We start from the raw sequence: 20,666 nt of genomic DNA, 5'->3' as shown, positions 1-20,666 counted from the left end.
CGGCTAACTGACCTGCATCGGTAAAAACGCCACGTCCTGTGGCATTACCGAAATGACCGGCATCGTGTCGGCCCTCAGCAGGCCTAAGCACAAAGCCGATTCCGGACGCAATTATGCCGAGGCATAATTGATAAGAGAAAAGGAGAATTCGCTATGATCAATCTTCAAAATATTACGAAGAAATACAAAACCTCGAATGGCGAATTAACAGCAGTTAAAGACGTCAACCTTTCTATTAATAAAGGTGAAATTTTTGGCATTATCGGTTATAGTGGCGCTGGTAAAAGTACAATGATTCGTTTGTTAAACGGTTTAGAAAAGCCTACATCTGGTACGGTAACGGTTAACAATCAAGAATTTTCATCCATAAAGGGGCAAAAGCTTAGAGATGCTAGACAAAAGGTCAGTATGATTTTCCAACATTTCAATTTACTTTGGTCTAGAACTGTTGCGGAAAACATCGCTTTCCCACTAGAAATCGCTGGTGTTCCAAAGGCAAAACGTGAGGTACGTGTGAAAGAATTAATCACACTAGTTGGCTTAGACGGACGCGCTAATGCGTATGCATCACAACTATCAGGGGGGCAAAAGCAACGTGTAGGCATCGCCCGTGCACTTGCTAATAATCCAGAAGTATTGTTATGTGATGAGGCAACATCCGCACTGGATCCAGAGACAACAGATGCTATCCTAGATTTACTTGTCGATATTAATGAACGATTAGGTTTAACGATTGTGTTAATCACACATGAAATGCACGTTATTCGCAAAATTTGTCATCGTGTAGCGGTTATGGAAGCTGGAGAAATTGTAGAACGTGGTGAAGTATTACAAGTATTCCAAGCGCCACAAGCGGCCATTACAAAAAAATTCGTTTCTCAAATTACAGATACGAAGGAAACACAGGAAACTGTGGCACAAATTAAAGCAAATTACCCTGATGGACAACTTGTTAAGTTAATCTTTGTAGGAGAAAAAACAGAGCAGCCTGTTATTTCACATCTTGTAAAACAATTTGATGTAGAAGTAAGTATAGTACATGGTAATATTTCGCAAACGAAAAATGGCGCGTACGGTACACTTATTGTGCAAATTGAAGGCACGGAGGCGAATGTTGCAGCTGCACTTAGCTACTTGCATACAGTCGAAGTACAAACGGAGGTGATTGCAAATGCTAACTAGTCTCTTTCCGAATGTCGACTGGGAAAAAATGTGGGAAGCTACGTATGAAACGTTGTACATGACAACAATCTCTACGGTTATCACATTTATACTTGGATTAGTAATTGGGATCTTATTATTTTTATCAAGTCCAAACCAACTATGGGCCAATAAACTGGTGAACTTTTTAACAGGCTCAATCGTTAACATTTTCCGTTCGATTCCATTTATCGTATTGATTATTTTATTAATTCCGTTTACGAAATTTTTACTCGGCACAATTCGTGGCGCAGATGCGGCTTTACCGGCACTAATTATCGGAGCTGCACCATTTTATGCACGGATGGTATTAATTGCCTTACGTGAAATTGATAGAGGTGTTATTGAAGCAGCTCGTTCAATGGGTGCCAAGACGTCAACGATTATTTGGAAAGTATTAATTCCAGAATCGTTACCAGCGCTTATTTCTGGTATTACTGTAACGGCTGTAGCACTTGTTGGCTATACTGCGATGGCAGGTATTATAGGTGCAGGTGGTCTAGGAAACTTAGCATTCTTAGATGGTTTCCAACGTAATCGCCAAGATGTAACTTTAATGGCGACTATATTAATCTTAATAGTAGTATTTATTATTCAATGGATTGGCGACATAATAACAGCCAAAACAGATAAACGCTAAAAAGGCGCAGCTCGACATCAAAGAGGTTATTTCGGTTTTATACCGCTAACATACTTTAATAAAGGAAAAGGAAGTGCAATAAAATGAAAAAATTATTAGCAGGATTATTTTTATCGGTATTAGTGCTAGCTTTAGCTGCTTGTGGTGCTGGTAAAAAAGAAGATACAAACTCAAACGCATCATCTGGTGATAAATCAGACAATAAAGAAAATGTAACATTAACAATAGGTGCTTCTAATACGCCTCATGCGGTTATTTTGGAAAAAGCAAAACCAATTTTAGCTAAAGAAGGTATCGATCTTAAAATTGAAACGTATCAAGACTATGTATTACCAAACAAACATTTAGAATCTGGCGAACTTGATGCAAACTATTTCCAACATCTACCTTTCTTAGAACTTAGCATGAAAGAAAATGGCTATGACTTTGTTAATGCTGGTGCCATTCACATTGAACCAATCGGAATTTACTCTAAAAAATATAAATCTCTTGAGGATCTACCAAAAGGTGCAACAATTTTACTTTCTAGCTCCGTTTCAGACCACGGTCGTATGCTTTCATTGTTAGAAGCTAAGGGCTTAATTAAATTAAAAGATGGTGTTGATAAAACAGCAGCTGAAATAAAAGATATCGCAGAAAACCCTAAAAACTTCAAATTCGATGCAAATACAGCGCCTGAAATGCTTGTACAAATGTATGAAAATAATGAAGGTGATGCGGTTCTGATCAACTCGAACTTTGCAATCGATAACGGCATAAATCCATTGAAAGATGCAATTTCTCTTGAAGATAAAGAATCTCCTTATGTAAATATTGTCGCTGTACGTGCTGGTGATGAAACAAAACCAGAAATTAAAAAATTAATTGAAGTATTAAAATCTAAAGAAATCCAAGACTTCATTATTGAAGAGTGGAAAGGCTCAGTTGTACCAGTTAAATAATTTGAAATTTATCGAAAAGGGTATGTAAGTATAAAACTTACATACTCTTTCTTCTTGTATAAAAAGGATATCTTTTGTCAGAAAAATACAACTTTTCATCAAAAGAGGAATTATTCTGTAGTTTATAGCAAAAATATAATACTATTTTAAAAGTGACCGATTTACCAAAAATTTTGTATAGAAATTGTATAGTCATCTTTATTACTATAGTTGTTGAGTTTATAAATCAAGAGAATGATAGAAAAATAATGAAGAAGAAAAAAATGCTTCTTCCATCAACTGGAGTGAACATTAATGAATAAATTAATCATTGCAGAAGACCTCATGCAGGAACATGAGGTGAAGGGTTATTTTGAAATTTTGCGTGAGAGTGTTATTCGCTCGCGTTTAACAATGACTGCAGTCTTTTTTAAAGTAGCGAATTCCTCACAAGGAACTGATATAGATCATCAAGTAAATCATCAAATTTCAGCTTTTCTAAAATCAAAAATACGAAAAACAGATTTACTTTTCCAACTAGCAGATGGCAAGCATTGGGGAATATTTTTTCTGCAAAGTAGTGAGGTAGAGGTAAAGGCGTTTTTAAAACGGATATTCGCAATTCTAACGCAAGAAAGGGAATTTCAACAAATAGCGTTAAAAGCTTCCGTTACTGAAATAAGAAATAATAATGTGGACTTTGAAACATTGTTAGATAAAAATAAGCACACACTAGCAGATGACGAACAGCCGATTTGGTCAGTCGAACAGGTTACAGATTATCGTGTACAACCAATGGAGCAAGTAAAGGTTAGCATTATTGAACAAAATGAAATCTTTAGAAACGTACTAGAAACGACACTCAAAAATTTAGACATTCCTCATTATGCTTTAGACGTGTCAACCTATGAAGATGGCTATACTTTCTTACAGTCCGATAACTATAAAACAGGCCATATGCATTTAGTTGTGATGAACGATATTTTACCACGTAAAAATGGCTTAGAAATTTTGCACATTTTGCGAGAAATGCCGAATGAGAAAAAGTTCATCATTTATATGATGTCAGAACGAAACTCAGAAGGTGCGACACTTAATGCTTATGAAGGTGGCGTCGATGAATATATCGTAAAACCATTTAATTTACGTTTGTTAGAAGCAAAAATTAAGAAGACTTTTGCGAGGTTTTGGCTATGATCAAGCTGTCGATTCCTTTTCTTTTAACGGTCAGCAGTGTTTTATTAGTAGTTCTATTTTTATTTACGATCTATATACTTGTTCAGCGCAAGCGGGAGATGCGTTTTGCAGAAGTACGTGATACTTTTTTACAAAACTCTTCACAGCATTGGTACAACTATTTAATCAATGATGAAATTTTCTCTATAGCGCTTGTACCTCGAGGAAGAGCGCAAGTAGCAGCTATAGAAATAATCTTTTCATCTTATTTGAAAAATATAATCGATGAAAAAGTTGAACATAAAATAAAAGAGTTTTCTAATCAATATTTAAAAGAGTTTTATGAAAAGGATTTGTCCAGTAAACGATGGAGCATAAGGATGAATGCTTTATATCATATTGCTGATTTACAGATAGAGGATTTATTAGAGACATGTCTACAATTCGAAAAAACCAAAATTTCGGAGGAGGAATATTTTCAACTGTTAAAAATATACTCTCTCTTCCAACCAGAATTGTTTATCGAAAAAATTAAAGAATCAAGCGTTCATTACTCTGAAAGCGAATATAGAAGAGTATTTGTATTGTTAGAGGATGACGTATTTATTCGATTATTCGAAGGCTTTAATAGCTGGACAACCAATATTCAATTTGCTGCAATTGATACGGCAGCTGTCAAAAGAAATATGCAATATATTGATCAGTTAAAACAGCTATTAACACATGAGGTTCCAGAAGTACAAATAAGAGCATTAAAGGGTCTTTATGAAATTGGTATAATTGATGAAATCGATCCTTATGTTCCATTTGTGACATCAGATATGTGGGAAATAAGATTAATGGTTGCGAAAATCTTTAAGCATGTACCACTAAACTATACTTATGTTTATTTAGAACAGCTTCTTCAAGATGAAAATTGGTGGGTTCGCTCACAGGCTGCTAAAACAATTGCAGAAAATAGAGAAGGAATTGCGAAATTACAGCAATTTATGGAGTCCTCAAATGACCCATATGCAATTGAAATGGCACAGGAAACAATAGTCAGAAAGCGAGGGAACAAATGAAAGTATTTTTAGATTTTTGTATGTGGTTCTTTGGCGGATTTATTCTGTTGTATATGCTATTTGTTATTATTTCATATTGTGCAATGTTTGTTATTGCCATGCTAGCAATGCGAAAACGCTATAAATTAGATCCCTCAGAGTATGATGATGCACATACAGATGCCTTTTACTCAAAACCAGTATCCTTATTAGTCCCTGCTTATAATGAAGAGATTGGGGTTGTAGACACAGTCTATTCATTGTTGAATTTACGATATCCACAAACGGAAATTATCATTATTAACGACGGGTCGACTGACTCTACACTACAAACCGTAATCGAACATTTCCGAATGAAGCCCGTTGATAAAATTGTTCGTGCAAATATCCCTACAAAAGAAGTTAAACAAATTTATGAATCAGAAATCTATAAAAATTGTATTTTAGTAGACAAAGAAAATGGTGGTAAGGCAGATGCATTGAACGTTGGTATTAATGTATCTCAATATCCATACTTCTGCTCTATTGATGGTGATTCAATCTTAGATGAAAAATCATTGCTTCGTGTGATGAAGCCGATTATTTTATCAGACGGTGAAGTGATTGCGGCTGGAGGAAATATCCGAATAGCCAATGGAGCGAAAATGCAGCTTGGTTCCGTTACTGAAACGCATTTACCAAATAATTACTTAGTAGTCATGCAAATAATAGAATATGCGCGAGCCTTTTTAATGGGGAGAATAGCTTTAAGTAAATACAATCTTGTGCTTATTATTTCGGGAGCATTTAGTGTGTTTTCGAAGGAATGGGCTGTGGAAGCGGGCGGTTATTCAACGAATATTATTGGAGAAGACATGGAGCTTGTCGTGAATATTCACCGTTTGATAAGAAAGAAAAAAGAAAAGAAACGTATAGAATTTGTTCCAGATCCTGTGTGTTGGACTGAAGCACCTCAGACATTAGGCGTTTTACGAAACCAACGTAGACGTTGGCATCAAGGATTATTTGAAAGCCTTTGGAAGCATAAGACGATGACGTTGAATCCTAAATATGGCTTAATAGGTTTGCTGTCATTTCCATATTTTTGGTTAGTAGAATGCCTAGGGCCACTTGTTGAGCTAGGTGGTTATATTTATATCGTAGTGGCATTTTTCTTAGGGAAAATCTACTATGAAGTAGCTATAATCCTGTTATTGCTATTCGTCATTTATGGTGTGATTTTCTCAATAGCCTCTATATTATTCGAAGCATGGATTTTGAATACTTATCCGAAACCGAGAGATCTACTACGTATGATACTTTTAGCATTTACTGAAATTTTCTGGTATCGACCAATCACTCTTTTTTGGCGCTGTGAGGGATTAATTCGGTTTGTCTTAAGAAGAAGCGATTGGGGTAATATGAAGCGTGTGGGCATTGGTGAAAAGGAGAAAAGTGTGTGAAGCGTATATATATAGGAATTATAGTCGTTCTGTTTCTCATTATTACACCTATAGCATGGTGGTATTTAAGCGATGAAAAACCGTTGAACGTTGCGATTCTAGATAAAACAGTTCCGAATGAAACTTATCGAGAGCATTTAGGTGTGAACTGGTTTTTAAACCATTATAAATACACAATCGATGATCATTCGTATGATGTACAAAAAAATTACTATGGTACGCTTCCGAATGATAAGACGAAGAAAGTGTCAGAAAAAAAGTTTCCGACTGACTATAGTAATTACGATGTTATTTATTTGGCAGACACGTATGGGGTTTATAAGGATGATTTAAATGAAAAAAAGCGCTTAGGTAAACGCTCAGAAAAAATTGTTGGCGGCTTGGAAATGGATGAATGGCAGTCTATAGTAAATCGTTTAGCAAGTAACAAGAAAAGTATGTTGATTGCTGAATACAATACATTTGCGTCACCAACATCAGTGGAAGTTAGAAAAGAGTTACAGGATTATTTAGGAATTTCATGGTCTGGATGGATTGGGCGATATTTTGACGAGCTTGATTATCATAAAAATACAGAGATTCCACAGTGGGTCATAGATGAACATGGTGATAATTGGCCATACAAGGGCGGTGGCTTTCTTCTATTTAATGAAATAACAGAAAAACTCATCGTGCTAGAATTGGACAAGCATGTTAAAACAGAAGGCATCCAGGTGCAATTTACTGAAGAAGGGAAAAAATTCTTTAATACTTCAGCTCGCGCAGAGTATGGCTATTGGTTTGATATTATAACACCTAAATATGCAGAGGATGCTCTCGCTAATTATGAATGGGACTTAACAAAAGAAGGGGAAAAACTTTTAGAGGCTAACGATATTCCTCAGCAATTTGCGGCAATCGTTTCACAGGATAAACGCTACACGACGAGCTATTATTTTGCTGGAGACTTTAACGATATGTCTCAGGTACCGACCCTTTACAAAATAAAAGGATTACCGACCATTTATAAATATGCTGAGAAGTATGCAGATAGTTCGTTTTATTGGTCGATCTATGTACCAGCCATGCGCAAAATTTTTGAAACGTTTGAGCAAAAAGAAGTTCAAGAAAACGTTAATCATGACAAATTAAATTATAACGCACGTATTAAGGGCGAGTCATTTGAAGTCTTGCGTGATGGGAAATGGGAGCCACTAGTCTTTAAAGGCGTTAATATCGGTATGGGTAAACCAGGAGCATTCCCTGGCGAAGCAGCTATTACGGAAGAAGAGTACTATCGATGGTTCCGTCAAATTGCTGAGATGAATGCCAATACGATTCGTATCTATACATTACACCCGCCAGGTTTTTATAGGGCACTTGCAAAATACAATGAAGAACATCCAAATAAACCACTGTATGTATTGCATGGTGTATGGATTAATGAGGAAGGCTTGGTTGATTCATTAGATGCCTATGACGAAGCTACCTTAAAGGATTTCCAACAAGAAATGAAGCGAATGGTGGACGTAATCCACGGTAATACTTATGTGAAGCCGGTAACAGGACATGCCTCAGGATTATATGATGTAGACGTTTCAAAATATATAATAGGCTGGGTGCTTGGAATCGAATGGTATCCGCATATGGTTGTTGGTACGAACGAAAAACATGCAACTATAGGCGAATATAATGGGAAGTATTTTGAAACGAAAAATGCTGCACCATTTGAGCATTGGTTAGCGGAGCAAATGGATCTTATTACGGTTTATGAGAAGGACAAATATAATTGGATCCGTCCAATGAGTTTTACAAACTGGGTAACAACTGACTTATTAGACCATCCATCTGAGCCTTCTGAGGATGAGGATTTAGTAGGCGTAAATCCAAATGCCATCTATACGAAGGGTGAGATGAAGACACCAGGTCAGTTTGCTTCCTATCATGTGTATCCATATTACCCTGACTTCTTTAACTTCGACCAAAAATATTTAAATTATAAAGATTTCCGGGGCAATAAAAATAGTTATGCAGGGTATTTAAAAGAACTACATGAAGCGCATAATATGCCTGTTCTTATTGCGGAATTTGGAATACCTGCAGCTCGTGGTATGACACATGAAAATGTTTATGGCTGGAATCAGGGCCATATGTCCGAACAGCAGCAAGGTGAAACGCTTCAACATTTATATGAAGATATTATGCATGAAGGCTTGCTCGGAGGTCTTGTTTTTACATGGCAAGATGAGTGGTTTAAGCGGACGTGGAATACGATGGATTATGATGATCCAAATCGACGACCGTTTTGGTCTAATGCACAAACGAATGAACAACAATTTGGCGTGCTTAGCTTTGATAAATTTAAAGTGAAAGTAGATGGCGATACAAAGGAGTGGAAAGGTACACAAATGTACAATACCACACCTTCTGACTCAACAGATTTTGCTGTCGATTATGACGAAAGATATTTGTATCTTAAATTAAAAAGTGATGTTTTAGAAAAAGCCTCACCTCGTATTTTACTAGATGTAGTACCAAATCAAGGGAATACTTCAGCAACATCAATAAAAGATATGACGTTTTCAAATGGTGTAGATTTTATTGTGGAATTAAATAAAAGTGGAGACTCGCGAGTTGTCATAGATGAATACTATGATTTCTATGATTATTTTTACGGTCATAGTATTAATTTGACTCCGCCTCGTATGGCAGTTCCTACAAAAAATAGTGGTAAGTTTGCACCGATTTATTATGTGTTAAATAAAGAGCTGTACCTACCAGAACAAGACATTACTACTGATTTCAGTTCTTATGAAACAGGGAAGCTGCTTCAAGGAAATGCCAATCCGAAAGCAAAAGATTATAATTCGTTAGTAGACTATACGTGGACGGATGATAATGTGATTGAGTTACGAATTCCTTGGCTACTGATTCAAGCAAAAGATCCAAGCCAGCGTGAGTTTATGGGAGATTTATATAAAGATGGAGAGACAGCTGCAACGAAAGTCGATAATATTTATATTGGTGCGGTCTTTGTTGATAAAGAGGGTAAAGTTGTAGAATCTTTACCAGAGACAAAAGACCAAGTCTTACCGACACTCTCAGCTTATTCTTGGGAACCATGGCAAACGCCTAAGTCTGAAGAGCGTTTAAAACAATCATATTATATTTTACAAAAATTATTTAAAGCGTATTAAAGGAAGCTTAGGATAGGTAAAGTTTTACCTATTCTAAGTTTTTTCATTGTTCAATAGAAAATAAAGAAAAGTTTTGCAATTCCGCCTATTCCCTGAACTGTATATTCTCTCGATTGTTTATGTTAAATTACTAATAATACATTCGAGAAATACAGTTGTTTTTTTAAGGAGGACAATATAGTGAAGTTGAAATTTGGTTTATTGGCAAAAATTATTGTCGCTATTTTGTTAGCGGTAATACTTGGAAGTTTTATGCCGGAGCCATTTGTACGTATATTTGCAACATTTAATGGCTTATTCGGTAATTTTTTAAATTTCGTAGTACCACTTATTATTATTGCATTTATTGCTCCGGGCATTGCTCAGCTTGGGAAAGGCTCAGGAAAATTATTAGGATTGGCAACATTCTTTGCTTATTTCTCAACAATCATTGCAGGCATATTCGCCTTTTTGGTAGCGCGAAATGTGTTGCCCAACTTCATATCAAATGGTGCTATGGAAAGCATGAAAAACCCAGAGGAATTTTTAGCACAGGCATTCTTTAAAGTTGAAATGCCTCCATTAATGGGTGTTATGTCAGCATTAATTTTTGCATTTATCGTAGGGATTGGTATGACTGCCATCAAAGGCGATGTGATGAAACGTGGTTTTGAAGAGTTTAATGTCATCATTGAAAAAGTGATTTCATTTGTGATTATTCCGCTTTTACCATTTCATATTTTCGGGATCTTCTTGAACATGACATATGGAGGACAAGTAGCAAAAATATTATCTGTCTTCGCAATTGTCTTCGCACTTATAATTGTGATGCATTGGGTAATATTGCTAGTGCAATACACTGCTGCGGGAACTTTAAATAAGAAAAATCCACTTATGTTACTTCGAACAATGCTACCTGCGTATTTTACAGCATTAGGCACACAATCTTCAGCTGCAGCTATTCCGGTGACATTGCGACAATCACAAAAAACAGGGGCTTCAGAAAAAGTAACGAATTTTACAATCCCACTGTTTGCAACTATTCATTTATCGGGTAGTACGATTACAATCGTAACTTGTTCTTTAGGTGTTATGATGATGAACGGTATGGATATAGGTTTTGCACAATACGTCGGCTTTATATTTATGCTAGGTATTACGATGGTTGCTGCACCAGGTGTCCCAGGCGGAGGAGTCATGGCAGCGATAGGTTTACTACAAACAATGCTCGGCTTCGATGAAACAATGGTTGCATTAATGATCGCACTGTACTTAGCACAAGATAGCTTTGGTACAGCTACAAATGTAACGGGAGATGGTGCATTAGCCATGATTGTCGATCGTTTCAACAAAGAGACTAATTCATAAAAGCTGAGTACCGGATAGAACCGCTGCAGCGACGGATAGAATAGTCGAAGTCGTGGATAGAATCATCAAAGCGACGGAACGAACCGCCAGTGACGGATAAAACTATTTAATAATAAGCAATATGATCTCATTTGTGGTCATATTGCTTTTTTGATGCGCCCGGCATGTGTCTATAGAAAAATACAGATAGATTGATCAGTATTTTAAGTACAAATTCCTATTCAATGAGGAGCAAAAATAAGAAGAAATATATCCTTCTTTTTGTTTATTTCCATTTATGGAAATTTTCGATATGGTATAACTAGTTTGAACGAATGGGGCGGAGTGAAATTATTATTAGTAGAAAGATTAAGTTGGTGATCATATGCATATTGTTTATGTCACTAAATAGTACAAGCATGAAGGCAGATAGTATTACAGAAGAAGAACGTTCTACATGGATTTGGAATCCATGGATACTTGTAGATAACGAATCCAATACATTACAATTTTTAGAAAGTAAACGAATAAACAAAGTTTATTTACAAATTGATTATGAAATATCGAGAAGCGTTTATCAAAATTTTATAGAAAAGGCTACCGCAAAAAACATTCAAATATACGCACTTGCTGGAGAATCCTATTGGATTACAGAGAATGGCATTGAGTATCAAAATCAACTTATGAATTGGCTAGAGCTTTATCAACGTGAAGCAACAGAGGCCCAACGTTTTTTTGGAATACATTTAGATATTGAACCATATGAAACACATATTTGGACTACAAAACAAACGACCGCGATTCAAACCTATCAACAGTTAGTTATACATGCGAAAAAGAAAGCACGGTCATTAAAGTTACCACTAGAATTAGATATACCTTTTTGGTATGACGAAATTTTATATGAGACTAAATATGGTAAGGGGATTTTATCTGAATGGTTAATTAATTATTCAGATGGTGTGACGATAATGGCTTATCGAGATAATTCACAGGACATTATACAAATCGTAAAAAATGAAATTGAATATGCTAAACGAATGGATAAAAAAGTTGTTGTAGGTGTTGAAACTTTGAAGTCAACAGAAGGAGACTTAGTTAGCTTCTCAGAAGAAGGGGAAGCATATATGGATCAACAATTGAACAAAGTTCAAAAACATTTTTCAAAAATACAGAGCTTTAAAGGTACTGCAATCCACCATCTTGAAAGCTGGATGGAAATGCGACCATAATATCTTATTTACTATTAAATTAATAGAGATCAGTAATAAAAAGGCATGTTCGCTTCATTTGTTCGTTGTCATACAAGAAAAAAATCTACAACTTTCCTCAGCTTATTTGCGGAAAGTTGTAGATTTTTCCAATGTTATTTGGCGCAATTTTTAAATTGTTTAGAATTCGTTAAGTTTGAACTGTTATATTCTTCTAAAACGATTCTAATATGATATACTGTAAAATGTTAAAGAGCTCCTAACTATTTTCTAAAAAGAAAAATCCTACCATTATATTATCTCCAAAAGCACATGCACTAAAGAAAAAACTATTATGTTTTCGTCTAATAGTTAACTATCTTTATATCTTCTTGCGGTAGATGTTTTGTTGCAAAAGCAATGCAACTACAAAATACTTGTACCTCAATACAGAAAGTTCTAGAAGCAGTTATACTAATTTGATTTACTAAGTGTAGTCATTGTTTTTAATGGAAAAAAATGCTTTATTTACACTGATTTGGTAAGGTGGAAATTGTATTAAAAATACCTATTGACCATGATAGTTGGCTGATCACCAAAAGTAGTGGATGACAATGTGAAACGAATGCCATATGTAAGTTGATAGGAGTGGGGGCTGAGCGACTCATCGGACGCTACCAGTCGAAACATAAATCAACCACACGTTATGGTGATGAACCTGATAGTTCCATAGTACAAACAAATATCATATTGAAAAATTGTAAGAGGAGTATAGGATGAACACTTCAACTAAAATGATACAAAATGTAAATATTTTGAATGGAATTGATATTATACCACTTTTTGATGTGTTAAAGGCAAATATTATTCGGTCACATATGGAATTGACAATTATATTTTTAAAGGCAACTGTAACTGACCCCAATCAAAATAATGTGATTGAAGATTTAGAGGAACAAATTGCTCATTTTCTTGTATCCAAGGTTCGGAATACCGATATGCTTTTTAGGTTAGAAGGTAGTTTACGGTGGGGAATTTTGTTACCACAAAATGGTGAAGAGGAAGGGAAAGCGTTTTTAAATCGAATTTTTCAACTTGTAAAAAATGAGAACTTCCCTTCTAATTCAGCTTTTACATTGCAGGGAATTATTGTAGAGGTTAAAAATGACCAAGTAATGTTTGACGATTTAATAGCTAAACAGTTTGAAGTTTTTAGTCAACTATTAGAACCTTGGGAAATCGAAGTAGTGACAGGTTATAGTTCGCAGCCAATTGAAAGAGTGAAAGTTAGCATTTTAGAGGAAAATGTTACTTTTGGTGAAGTATTAGAATTAACACTTCAGAAAATGATAGTTGATCACTTTCAATTAGAAACAAAAGTTTTTTCAGATGGACATGAATTTTTACAGTCGGATTGGTATTTATCTGGAAATACACATATCGTCATTATGAATGATATATTGCCACGTGAAAATGGTCTCAATGTCTTGCACACATTAAGGCAAATGGCTAATCAAAAGAAATTTATTATTTATATGATGACAAATAGAAAGTCTTTGGGAGATATGATCTACGCATATGAAAGTGGCGTTGATGAGTATTTAATTAAGCCATTTGATTTAAATTTATTTCAAGCACAATTAAAGCGAACATTTGCGAGGTTATGATTATGATTGAATTATCTAATCAATTATTACTATATATTATTGTTATTCTCTTACTATTTTGTGGTATAGCTATGATTTATTTAATCTATCAGAGAAGGTATGAAGAGAGAAAAAAGCATGAGATGGAAAAGTATATTCAAAAAACAAAAATACTTTGGCAGGAGTACATTCTAGAGGACGGCCAATTTACTGACACGCTAATTCCTAAAAGTAAAATTCAAATATTAGCGGTAGAACATATATTTTTATCGTATTTAAGAAATATATCCAATCCGATTATCCAACAAAAAATCTATACTTTTGCACAGATGAATTTAAAGGAATATTACCAAAATGAGCTGAAATCCAGAAATTGGAGTAAGAAAATGAATGCAATGTACCGCATTGCTGATTTCCATATAAAAGAGCTTATCAGTACTTGCGAAGTATCAATTAATTACAACCGTTCTATAGAAGTATTTCAGCTATTAAAAATATATTCTATCCTTGAAAAAGAAAAATTTATACAAGAAATATTGCTATGTAATTATTCTTTTTCAGAAAGTGAATATAAAAAGTTATTTTCATATTTAGAAGTAGAAATGCTCCAACGATTTATGGGAAAGATAGAAATTTCACAACAAGCAGCACAATATGCATTGATTGATACAATTTCAGCAAAAGGCAGTATGGATGTTATAGAGGGACTTGAAGAATTATTAGTAAGTGAGGATACTGAAATTCGCATTCGAACTCTTAGAGGACTTGAAAGAATTGGGGTTATCCGAGATTTAGAGACGTATATTCCATTTGTCAATTCGACAATATGGGAAGAAAGATTAATGGTCGCAAAATTATTTAAGTATGCGCCTTTTACATATACTGCCGAGCATTTAGAAAAATTGTTGCAGGATAGTAATTGGTGGGTACGATCACAAGCAGCAAGCACGATAATTGAAGATCCACGAGGTTATCAGAGATTAAAAGAATTCATTGCAACAACAAATGACCAATATGCAATTGATATGGCTAATGAAGTATTAGAAAAAAGGATGCGTGCAGTATGATTATACTTGACTATTTAATGTGGTTTTTTGGTGGGGTAATCATAATTTATATGCTACTAGTTATAGTAACATATGGGCTTATGTTTTTGTTTGCACTTTTAAAGCTACGAAAAGAACATAGGCTTGATCAAACTGAAATGGATGATACGTATATTGATGCGTTCTACTCTAAGCCAGTATCTGTAATTATACCCGCCTATAATGAAGAAGTAGGTATTGTGGATAGTATTCATTCTCTACTTAGTCTACATTATCCTGAATTTGAAATAATCATTGTTAATGATGGTTCTACTGATTGTACTCAAGAAATAGTTATTAAGCATTTTCAAATGAAAAAAATTGAAAAAATAATAAAGATGGAAATCCCAACAGATCCCATTATTCAAATCTATCAATCACAAATTCACCCAAATTGTTTTTTAGTAGAGAAAGAGAATGGTGGAAAGGCAGATGCTTTGAATGTAGGGATTAACGTTGCAAGATATCCATATTTTTGCTCTGTTGATGGAGATTCAATTCTGGAGAATACATCTTTATTACGTTTAATGAAACCCATTGCCTTATCTGATGGTGCGGTAATTGCGGCAGGTGGGAATGTTCAAATTGCTAATGGAATGAATATGCACCTTGGCTCCATATTAGAAACTAACTTGTCTAAAAATTATTTAGTTACTATGCAAATTATTGAATACTTTAGAGCTTTTTTAATAGGACGAATTACGCTAAGTAAATTTAACTTAGTTTTAATTATTTCGGGTGCATTTAGTGTATTTTCGAAAAAATGGGTAGTAGAAGCAGGTGGCTATACTAAAAGTATGATTGGTGAAGATATGGAGCTCGTAGTAAAACTACACCGATATATCCGTAAAAAGAAAGAAAATAAACGTATTGAATTTGTAGAGAACCCTGTTTGTTGGACAGAGGCACCAGAAACCATGGCTGTTTTAAGGCGACAAAGAAGAAGATGGCATCAAGGATTATTAGAAAGTTTATGGAATCATAAAACAATGACTTTAAATCCGAAATATGGTGGTATTGGGTTATTATCCTTCCCTTATTTTTGGCTCATTGAAGGCTTTGGGCCAATTATCGAACTTGGTGGATATATTTATATTATTTTTGCTTTTTTCTTAGGTGATATCTATTATGAGATAGCTATTTTACTACTTTTATCATTTGTACTTTATGGTGTTGTATTTTCAATTATGGCTGTGTTATTTGAAGCATGGAGCAAAAATAAAACGTTCAAGGTTGCAGATTTAATACGTATGATGTTATTAAGTTTTACAGAAATTTTTTGGTATCGTCCTATTACACTCATTTGGCGCTGTGAAGGTCTTTTGAACTTTTTAGTAAGAAGACGAGAGTGGGGCAAAATGGATCGTAAAGGTATTTCAGGCAAGGAGCAAGAATCGATATGAAGCGTATTTATTTGGGAATTATAGTAGTGTTGTTACTTATAGTGATACCAATAGCTCTTTGGTTCGTGTCACCTAATAAACAACTGAATGTTGCAATCATTGATAAAACAGTGAAGGATGAATCATATCGAGAGCATTTAGGGGTAACTTGGCTTTTAAATTATTTGAAGTACGAACATAAAGAAGGTCGATATGATGAGTCTGAGGATTATTTTGGCACAATTCCAGATGAACAAAATAACAGTGTTTCTACTTCTAAAATGCCAAAGGATTACAAAGATTATGATGCAATCTATTTAGCAGATACGTATGGTGTCTATGAAGATGATCTTAACCCAAAGCAAGAAAGGTTTGGGGCACGTACAAAGAAAATTGTTGGTGGATTAGAATCGCAAGAATGGGATGCTATTATGAAACGTCTAACTAGTGCAAAAAAAAGTTTATTCATAGCAGAATTTAACTCTATTGCATCACCGACGTCTCCTGAAGTACGAAATCAAGTGCTAGATTATTTGGAAATAGATTGGTCTGGTTGGATTGGCCGCTATTTTGAAGAATTAGATTATAGAAAAAATAATGAAATTCCACAATGGGTTGTTGATAAATTTAAGGATGACTGGAAATATGAAGGTGGCGGCTTCATATTAGTGAATGACTTTACAGATGAGGTTTTTGTTTTAGAATTAAATAAACATATTGATAAAGAAGGCATTTATCTTAACTTCACTGAAGCAGGACAAAAGTTCTTGAATGTTTCATCAAACCCACGATATGATTACTGGTTTGATATTGTTGCCGCGAAAAATGAGCAAGATGTTTTAGCGAATTATGAGTGGAGCTTAACTGGCGAAGGTGAAAAATTATTAAATGAACATGATGTCCCTCTTTCGTTCGCAGCAGTTATTTCAGGCGAACGGAAAAATACTACAAAATATTATTTTGCAGGCGATTTTAATGATATTAATAAAGTACCATCTTTCTATAAAATGAAGGGGCTGGCATCAGTCTATAAAGTTTTACAAAAATTTTCAGATGATGATTTTTATTGGTCAGCATATGTACCGATGATGAAATCTATTTTGGAAGAATTTAAGAAAAAAGAAGTTGAGCAGAAATCTGACAGTTCAGCAAAAAATAATTTAGGATATAATGCACGTATTAATGATCAAAAATTTGAGATTTTAAAAGATGGAAAATGGGAAGCTATCACCCTCAAAGGCGTTAATATGGGGATGGGAAAACCAGGTTATTTCCCTGGAGAGGCGGCCATTACGGAGGATGAATATTATCGTTGGTTCCAGCAGATTGGTAAAATGAATGCCAATACAATCCGAGTCTATACGTTACATCCACCTGGCTTTTACAGAGCTTTAAAAAGATATAATGAAGAAGCAGAAAACCCTTTATATGTACTACATGGAGTGTGGATTGAAGAAGAAGGTTTAGAGAAAACTTTAGATGCTTATGATCCTGCAACGCTTGAGAATTTCCGAGCAGAAATGAAAACCCTTGTAGATGTTATTCACGGTAATAAATATGTAGAGCACGTAGTAGGACATGCGTCTGGTTATTATGATACGGATGTTTCACAGTATATAATCGGTTGGGTTATTGGAATCGAATGGTACCCTCATATGGTGAACGGAACAAATAAAAAGCATGCTAATATTGGACAGTATAAGGGTGTTTATTTCGAAACAAAAGATGCTTCCCCATTTGAACATTGGCTTGCAGAACAAATGGATTATATTACGCAATTTGAGCAAAATAATTATGGCTGGATGCACCCTATGAGCTTTTCAAACTGGGTTACAACAGATCTATTAGATCATCCATCTGAGCCGAATACAGATGAAGATATTGCAAGTGTTAATCCGAATGTCATTTATACAAAAGGGTTAGCGAAACAAACAGGTCAATTTGCATCGTACCATGTGTATCCATACTATCCAGATTTCTTTAACTACGATCAAAAATACTTGTCGTATGTGGATCATCGTGGAGAAAAAAATAGCTATGCTGCTTATTTAGCAGACTTACATGCTGCACATCGTATGCCGATACTAATTGCTGAGTTTGGAATCCCTGGTTCGCGTGGATTAACCCATGATAATCCGTTTGGCTGGACTCAGGGATTTGTATCAGAGCAGGAACAAGGTGAAATATTAACCCATCTGTTTGAGGATATTATGGCAGAGGATTTACTTGGTGGATTAGTGTTTACCTGGCAAGATGAGTGGTTTAAACGTACATGGAATACGATGGATTATGATAATCCAAACCAACGCCCTTATTGGTCTAATGCTCAAACAAATGAACAACAATTTGGTTTACTAAGCTTTGATCGTCATAAGGTACAGGTTGACGGAGATATATCAGAATGGAAAGCTCCTCTCTTATATGAACAACAAAATAACAAGCCTTCAATGAGCGTTGATTATGATGAAAGATACTTGTACCTCCAATTAAATGGAGATTTACTCAATAAAACATCTTCTACTCAAATTCTATTAGATGTTATTCCGAATCAAGGAAAAACAGTAAAATCAGATTTGAAAGAAGTAACGTTCAAAAATGGCATTGAGTTTGTTGTCGAGCTTAATAAGAATAAGGAGTCACGTATGGTCATCGATCCTTATTATGATTTCTATTCTTATTTATATGGACATGAATTAAAGCTTATCGACATTCCATCTTCAAATGTTATGAAAGAGAACACTACGTTCAGTCCGATTTACTATGCTTTAAATAAAGAGCTATACTTGCCGGAACGGGATATAGCTGTACCTTTTTCAGAATATGAAACTGGAAAATTAATAGAGGGAAATGGTAATCCGAAGGCAAAGGATTATAATTCTCTTGTTGATTATAATTGGAGCGATAAAGGAACTATAGAATTACGTATTCCTTGGTTACTCCTTCAATCAAAGGATCCTAGTCATAAAGAATTTATAGGGGATTTTTATAAAGAAAACGGAGAAACATCAGTTTTTGTAGATAAAATAAATATAGGTGCATTGTTTGTTAATGATAAGCATGAGGTTGTGTCTTCATTGCCAGAGATTGAAAAAGGTGTACTTAAGCAATTGCATAGTTTTACATGGGATAATTGGACAATACCTAAAACTGAAGAACGGTTAAAAAAATCCTATGAAGTTATGAAAGAAACATTTAAGAAATTTGAATAATGTTTTAAAGGAGAGAGAAAGATTGATTCAATGGAGAAAGCTTATTGTTATAATAGCGATACCATTTGTGCTTTTATGCATAAATGGTAGTACAATAACACAAGCAAAATCTTTGATAGAACACAAAGAAATAACAGATTTAAATAAGGAATGGACGATCACTTTTAACCATCCAATTAATAAAGAATCAATTACTAGCTCTTCAATTACAATAAAAGATGAGGCAGGAAATGATTTTCCGTTTACATTTGAAATTGATAAAAATAAAGTCAAAGTGAAGCCTGAAAAATCATACGAAAACTATACGACATATACTTTAAGTGTCCGAACTGATATTGAAAATGATAAATCAAAACTTTTAAAAAATAGTTTCAAGTTGATTTTTACTACCAATTTTGCAATCGAAGATCTTAAAAAAATCAAGCCGTTAAATAATTCTAATTATCATGGACAGGCACTTGTAACCCTATCCTATGACGATGGTTATCGAAATTGGTATGATAAAGCACTACCACTTCATTCGAAATATAATATGCCGGGAACCTTTAATATTATCGGTGATAAATTGTACTCAGATGATAAGAATTATATGTCATCATCTCAAGTATGGGTTGCACATGATTTAGGTTTAGAAATTGCATCTCATACACAAAGTCACTCATTTCTAACCAAAAAATCGGTGGATGAAATTCATTATGAATTTGATGAAAGCATAAATACAATCGAGTCTTTACTAGGTAAAGGTATCGTTTCAACAGTTGCGATTCCTTATTCCGATTATAATGAAGAAGTAAGAAAAATTGCTATGCAATATTTCGACGGTATACGTGTATTAGGTAGAGAAACAAATGTACCTAATAAGTATGATCCGTACTGGTTAAAATCATATCCTATTACAAATACAATAGAATTTGCAGATGTAAAGAAATGGATTGATAAGGCGGTTGCCGAGAAGTCTTGGGTTATTATTATGTTGCACGATATTACAGAAGATCGATTGGAAGAGTATGATACAACGCCAGAAATTTTAGAACAGATTATGAAATATATTAATGGACTAGGTCGAGATTCTATTTTACCAGTGAATACAAAGGAAGGATTACAGCTTACTAAATAGGAAAGCGGAATCCAAAAAAGAACCGCCGGAGTGAAGGATAGAATTATCAAAGCGACGGATAGAAACGTCGAAATGATGGAAAGAACCACCAATCTGACGGATAGAATCACCAAA

14 protein-coding genes are annotated in these 20,666 nt (G+C 34.6%); all 14 read left to right on the top strand.

Going from position 1 to position 20,666, the window contains the following annotated elements:
- Nucleotides 1-153: 153 nt before the first annotated feature.
- Nucleotides 154-1,182, top strand: a complete 1,029-nt coding sequence (locus tag ACQKN2_RS16540) for a methionine ABC transporter ATP-binding protein (protein ID WP_427415907.1) — start codon at nt 154-156, stop codon at nt 1,180-1,182.
- Nucleotides 1,172-1,840, top strand: coding sequence for a methionine ABC transporter permease (locus ACQKN2_RS16535; protein WP_427415906.1), 669 nt, complete (start codon nt 1,172-1,174; stop codon nt 1,838-1,840). Before ACQKN2_RS16540 ends, ACQKN2_RS16535 begins: the two co-directional genes overlap by 11 nt.
- Before the next feature lie 83 nt (nt 1,841-1,923).
- Nucleotides 1,924-2,781: a MetQ/NlpA family ABC transporter substrate-binding protein gene (locus ACQKN2_RS16530; protein WP_427415905.1), complete on the top strand. Its 858-nt coding sequence runs from the start codon at nt 1,924-1,926 to the stop codon at nt 2,779-2,781.
- 294 nt (nt 2,782-3,075) lie between these two features.
- Nucleotides 3,076-3,957 carry a response regulator gene (locus tag ACQKN2_RS16525; protein ID WP_427415904.1) on the top strand — a complete coding sequence of 294 codons (882 nt, stop codon included), beginning with the start codon at nt 3,076-3,078 and terminating at the stop codon, nt 3,955-3,957.
- Complete coding sequence (locus tag ACQKN2_RS16520; protein WP_427415903.1) at nt 3,954-5,000, top strand: HEAT repeat domain-containing protein; 1,047 nt, start codon at nt 3,954-3,956, stop codon at nt 4,998-5,000. Before ACQKN2_RS16525 ends, ACQKN2_RS16520 begins: the two co-directional genes overlap by 4 nt.
- Nucleotides 4,997-6,421, top strand: a complete 1,425-nt coding sequence (locus ACQKN2_RS16515) for a glycosyltransferase family 2 protein (RefSeq protein WP_427415902.1) — start codon at nt 4,997-4,999, stop codon at nt 6,419-6,421. The genes ACQKN2_RS16520 and ACQKN2_RS16515 overlap by 4 nt, the downstream gene beginning before the upstream one ends.
- Nucleotides 6,418-9,597 (top strand): hypothetical protein, encoded by a 3,180-nt coding sequence (locus ACQKN2_RS16510; RefSeq protein WP_427415901.1) that lies wholly within the window; start codon nt 6,418-6,420, stop codon nt 9,595-9,597. The genes ACQKN2_RS16515 and ACQKN2_RS16510 overlap by 4 nt, the downstream gene beginning before the upstream one ends.
- 186 nt (nt 9,598-9,783) lie before the next feature.
- Complete coding sequence (locus ACQKN2_RS16505) at nt 9,784-10,944, top strand: dicarboxylate/amino acid:cation symporter (RefSeq protein WP_427415910.1); 1,161 nt, start codon at nt 9,784-9,786, stop codon at nt 10,942-10,944.
- A gap of 371 nt (nt 10,945-11,315) precedes the next feature.
- Complete coding sequence (locus ACQKN2_RS16500) at nt 11,316-12,155, top strand: amidase (protein WP_427415900.1); 840 nt, start codon at nt 11,316-11,318, stop codon at nt 12,153-12,155.
- Between the two features lie 734 nt (nt 12,156-12,889).
- A complete protein-coding gene (locus ACQKN2_RS16495; protein WP_427415899.1) occupies nt 12,890-13,780 on the top strand; it encodes a response regulator in 891 nt (296 codons plus the stop codon).
- A gap of 2 nt (nt 13,781-13,782) precedes the next feature.
- A complete protein-coding gene (locus ACQKN2_RS16490) occupies nt 13,783-14,826 on the top strand; it encodes a HEAT repeat domain-containing protein (RefSeq protein WP_427415898.1) in 1,044 nt (347 codons plus the stop codon).
- Complete coding sequence (locus ACQKN2_RS16485) at nt 14,823-16,247, top strand: glycosyltransferase family 2 protein (RefSeq protein WP_427415897.1); 1,425 nt, start codon at nt 14,823-14,825, stop codon at nt 16,245-16,247. The genes ACQKN2_RS16490 and ACQKN2_RS16485 overlap by 4 nt, the downstream gene beginning before the upstream one ends.
- The gene (locus tag ACQKN2_RS16480) at nt 16,244-19,435 is read left to right on the top strand and encodes a hypothetical protein (protein ID WP_427415896.1); all 3,192 of its coding nucleotides are present in this window, start codon (nt 16,244-16,246) and stop codon (nt 19,433-19,435) included. Before ACQKN2_RS16485 ends, ACQKN2_RS16480 begins: the two co-directional genes overlap by 4 nt.
- 22 nt (nt 19,436-19,457) lie before the next feature.
- The gene (locus tag ACQKN2_RS16475; RefSeq protein WP_427415895.1) at nt 19,458-20,552 is read left to right on the top strand and encodes a polysaccharide deacetylase family protein; all 1,095 of its coding nucleotides are present in this window, start codon (nt 19,458-19,460) and stop codon (nt 20,550-20,552) included.
- Nucleotides 20,553-20,666 lie beyond the last annotated feature (114 nt).

This window comes from Lysinibacillus sp. NPDC093688, assembly GCF_050280145.1.
Classification (GTDB): domain Bacteria; phylum Bacillota; class Bacilli; order Bacillales_A; family Planococcaceae; genus Lysinibacillus; species Lysinibacillus xylanilyticus_B.
Note: the sequence above shows the minus strand (reverse complement) of the source record. Positions and strands in the feature narration are given on the sequence as shown.

Coding starts and splice junctions, on each gene's coding strand:
- ACQKN2_RS16520 (WP_427415903.1), top strand. CDS start 3,954: ATGATCAAGCTGTCGATTCCTTTTCTTTTAACGGTCAGCAGTGTTTTA.
- ACQKN2_RS16525 (WP_427415904.1), top strand. CDS start 3,076: ATGAATAAATTAATCATTGCAGAAGACCTCATGCAGGAACATGAGGTG.
- ACQKN2_RS16535 (WP_427415906.1), top strand. CDS start 1,172: ATGCTAACTAGTCTCTTTCCGAATGTCGACTGGGAAAAAATGTGGGAA.
- ACQKN2_RS16480 (WP_427415896.1), top strand. CDS start 16,244: ATGAAGCGTATTTATTTGGGAATTATAGTAGTGTTGTTACTTATAGTG.
- ACQKN2_RS16485 (WP_427415897.1), top strand. CDS start 14,823: ATGATTATACTTGACTATTTAATGTGGTTTTTTGGTGGGGTAATCATA.
- ACQKN2_RS16515 (WP_427415902.1), top strand. CDS start 4,997: ATGAAAGTATTTTTAGATTTTTGTATGTGGTTCTTTGGCGGATTTATT.
- ACQKN2_RS16540 (WP_427415907.1), top strand. CDS start 154: ATGATCAATCTTCAAAATATTACGAAGAAATACAAAACCTCGAATGGC.
- ACQKN2_RS16495 (WP_427415899.1), top strand. CDS start 12,890: ATGAACACTTCAACTAAAATGATACAAAATGTAAATATTTTGAATGGA.
- ACQKN2_RS16530 (WP_427415905.1), top strand. CDS start 1,924: ATGAAAAAATTATTAGCAGGATTATTTTTATCGGTATTAGTGCTAGCT.
- ACQKN2_RS16490 (WP_427415898.1), top strand. CDS start 13,783: ATGATTGAATTATCTAATCAATTATTACTATATATTATTGTTATTCTC.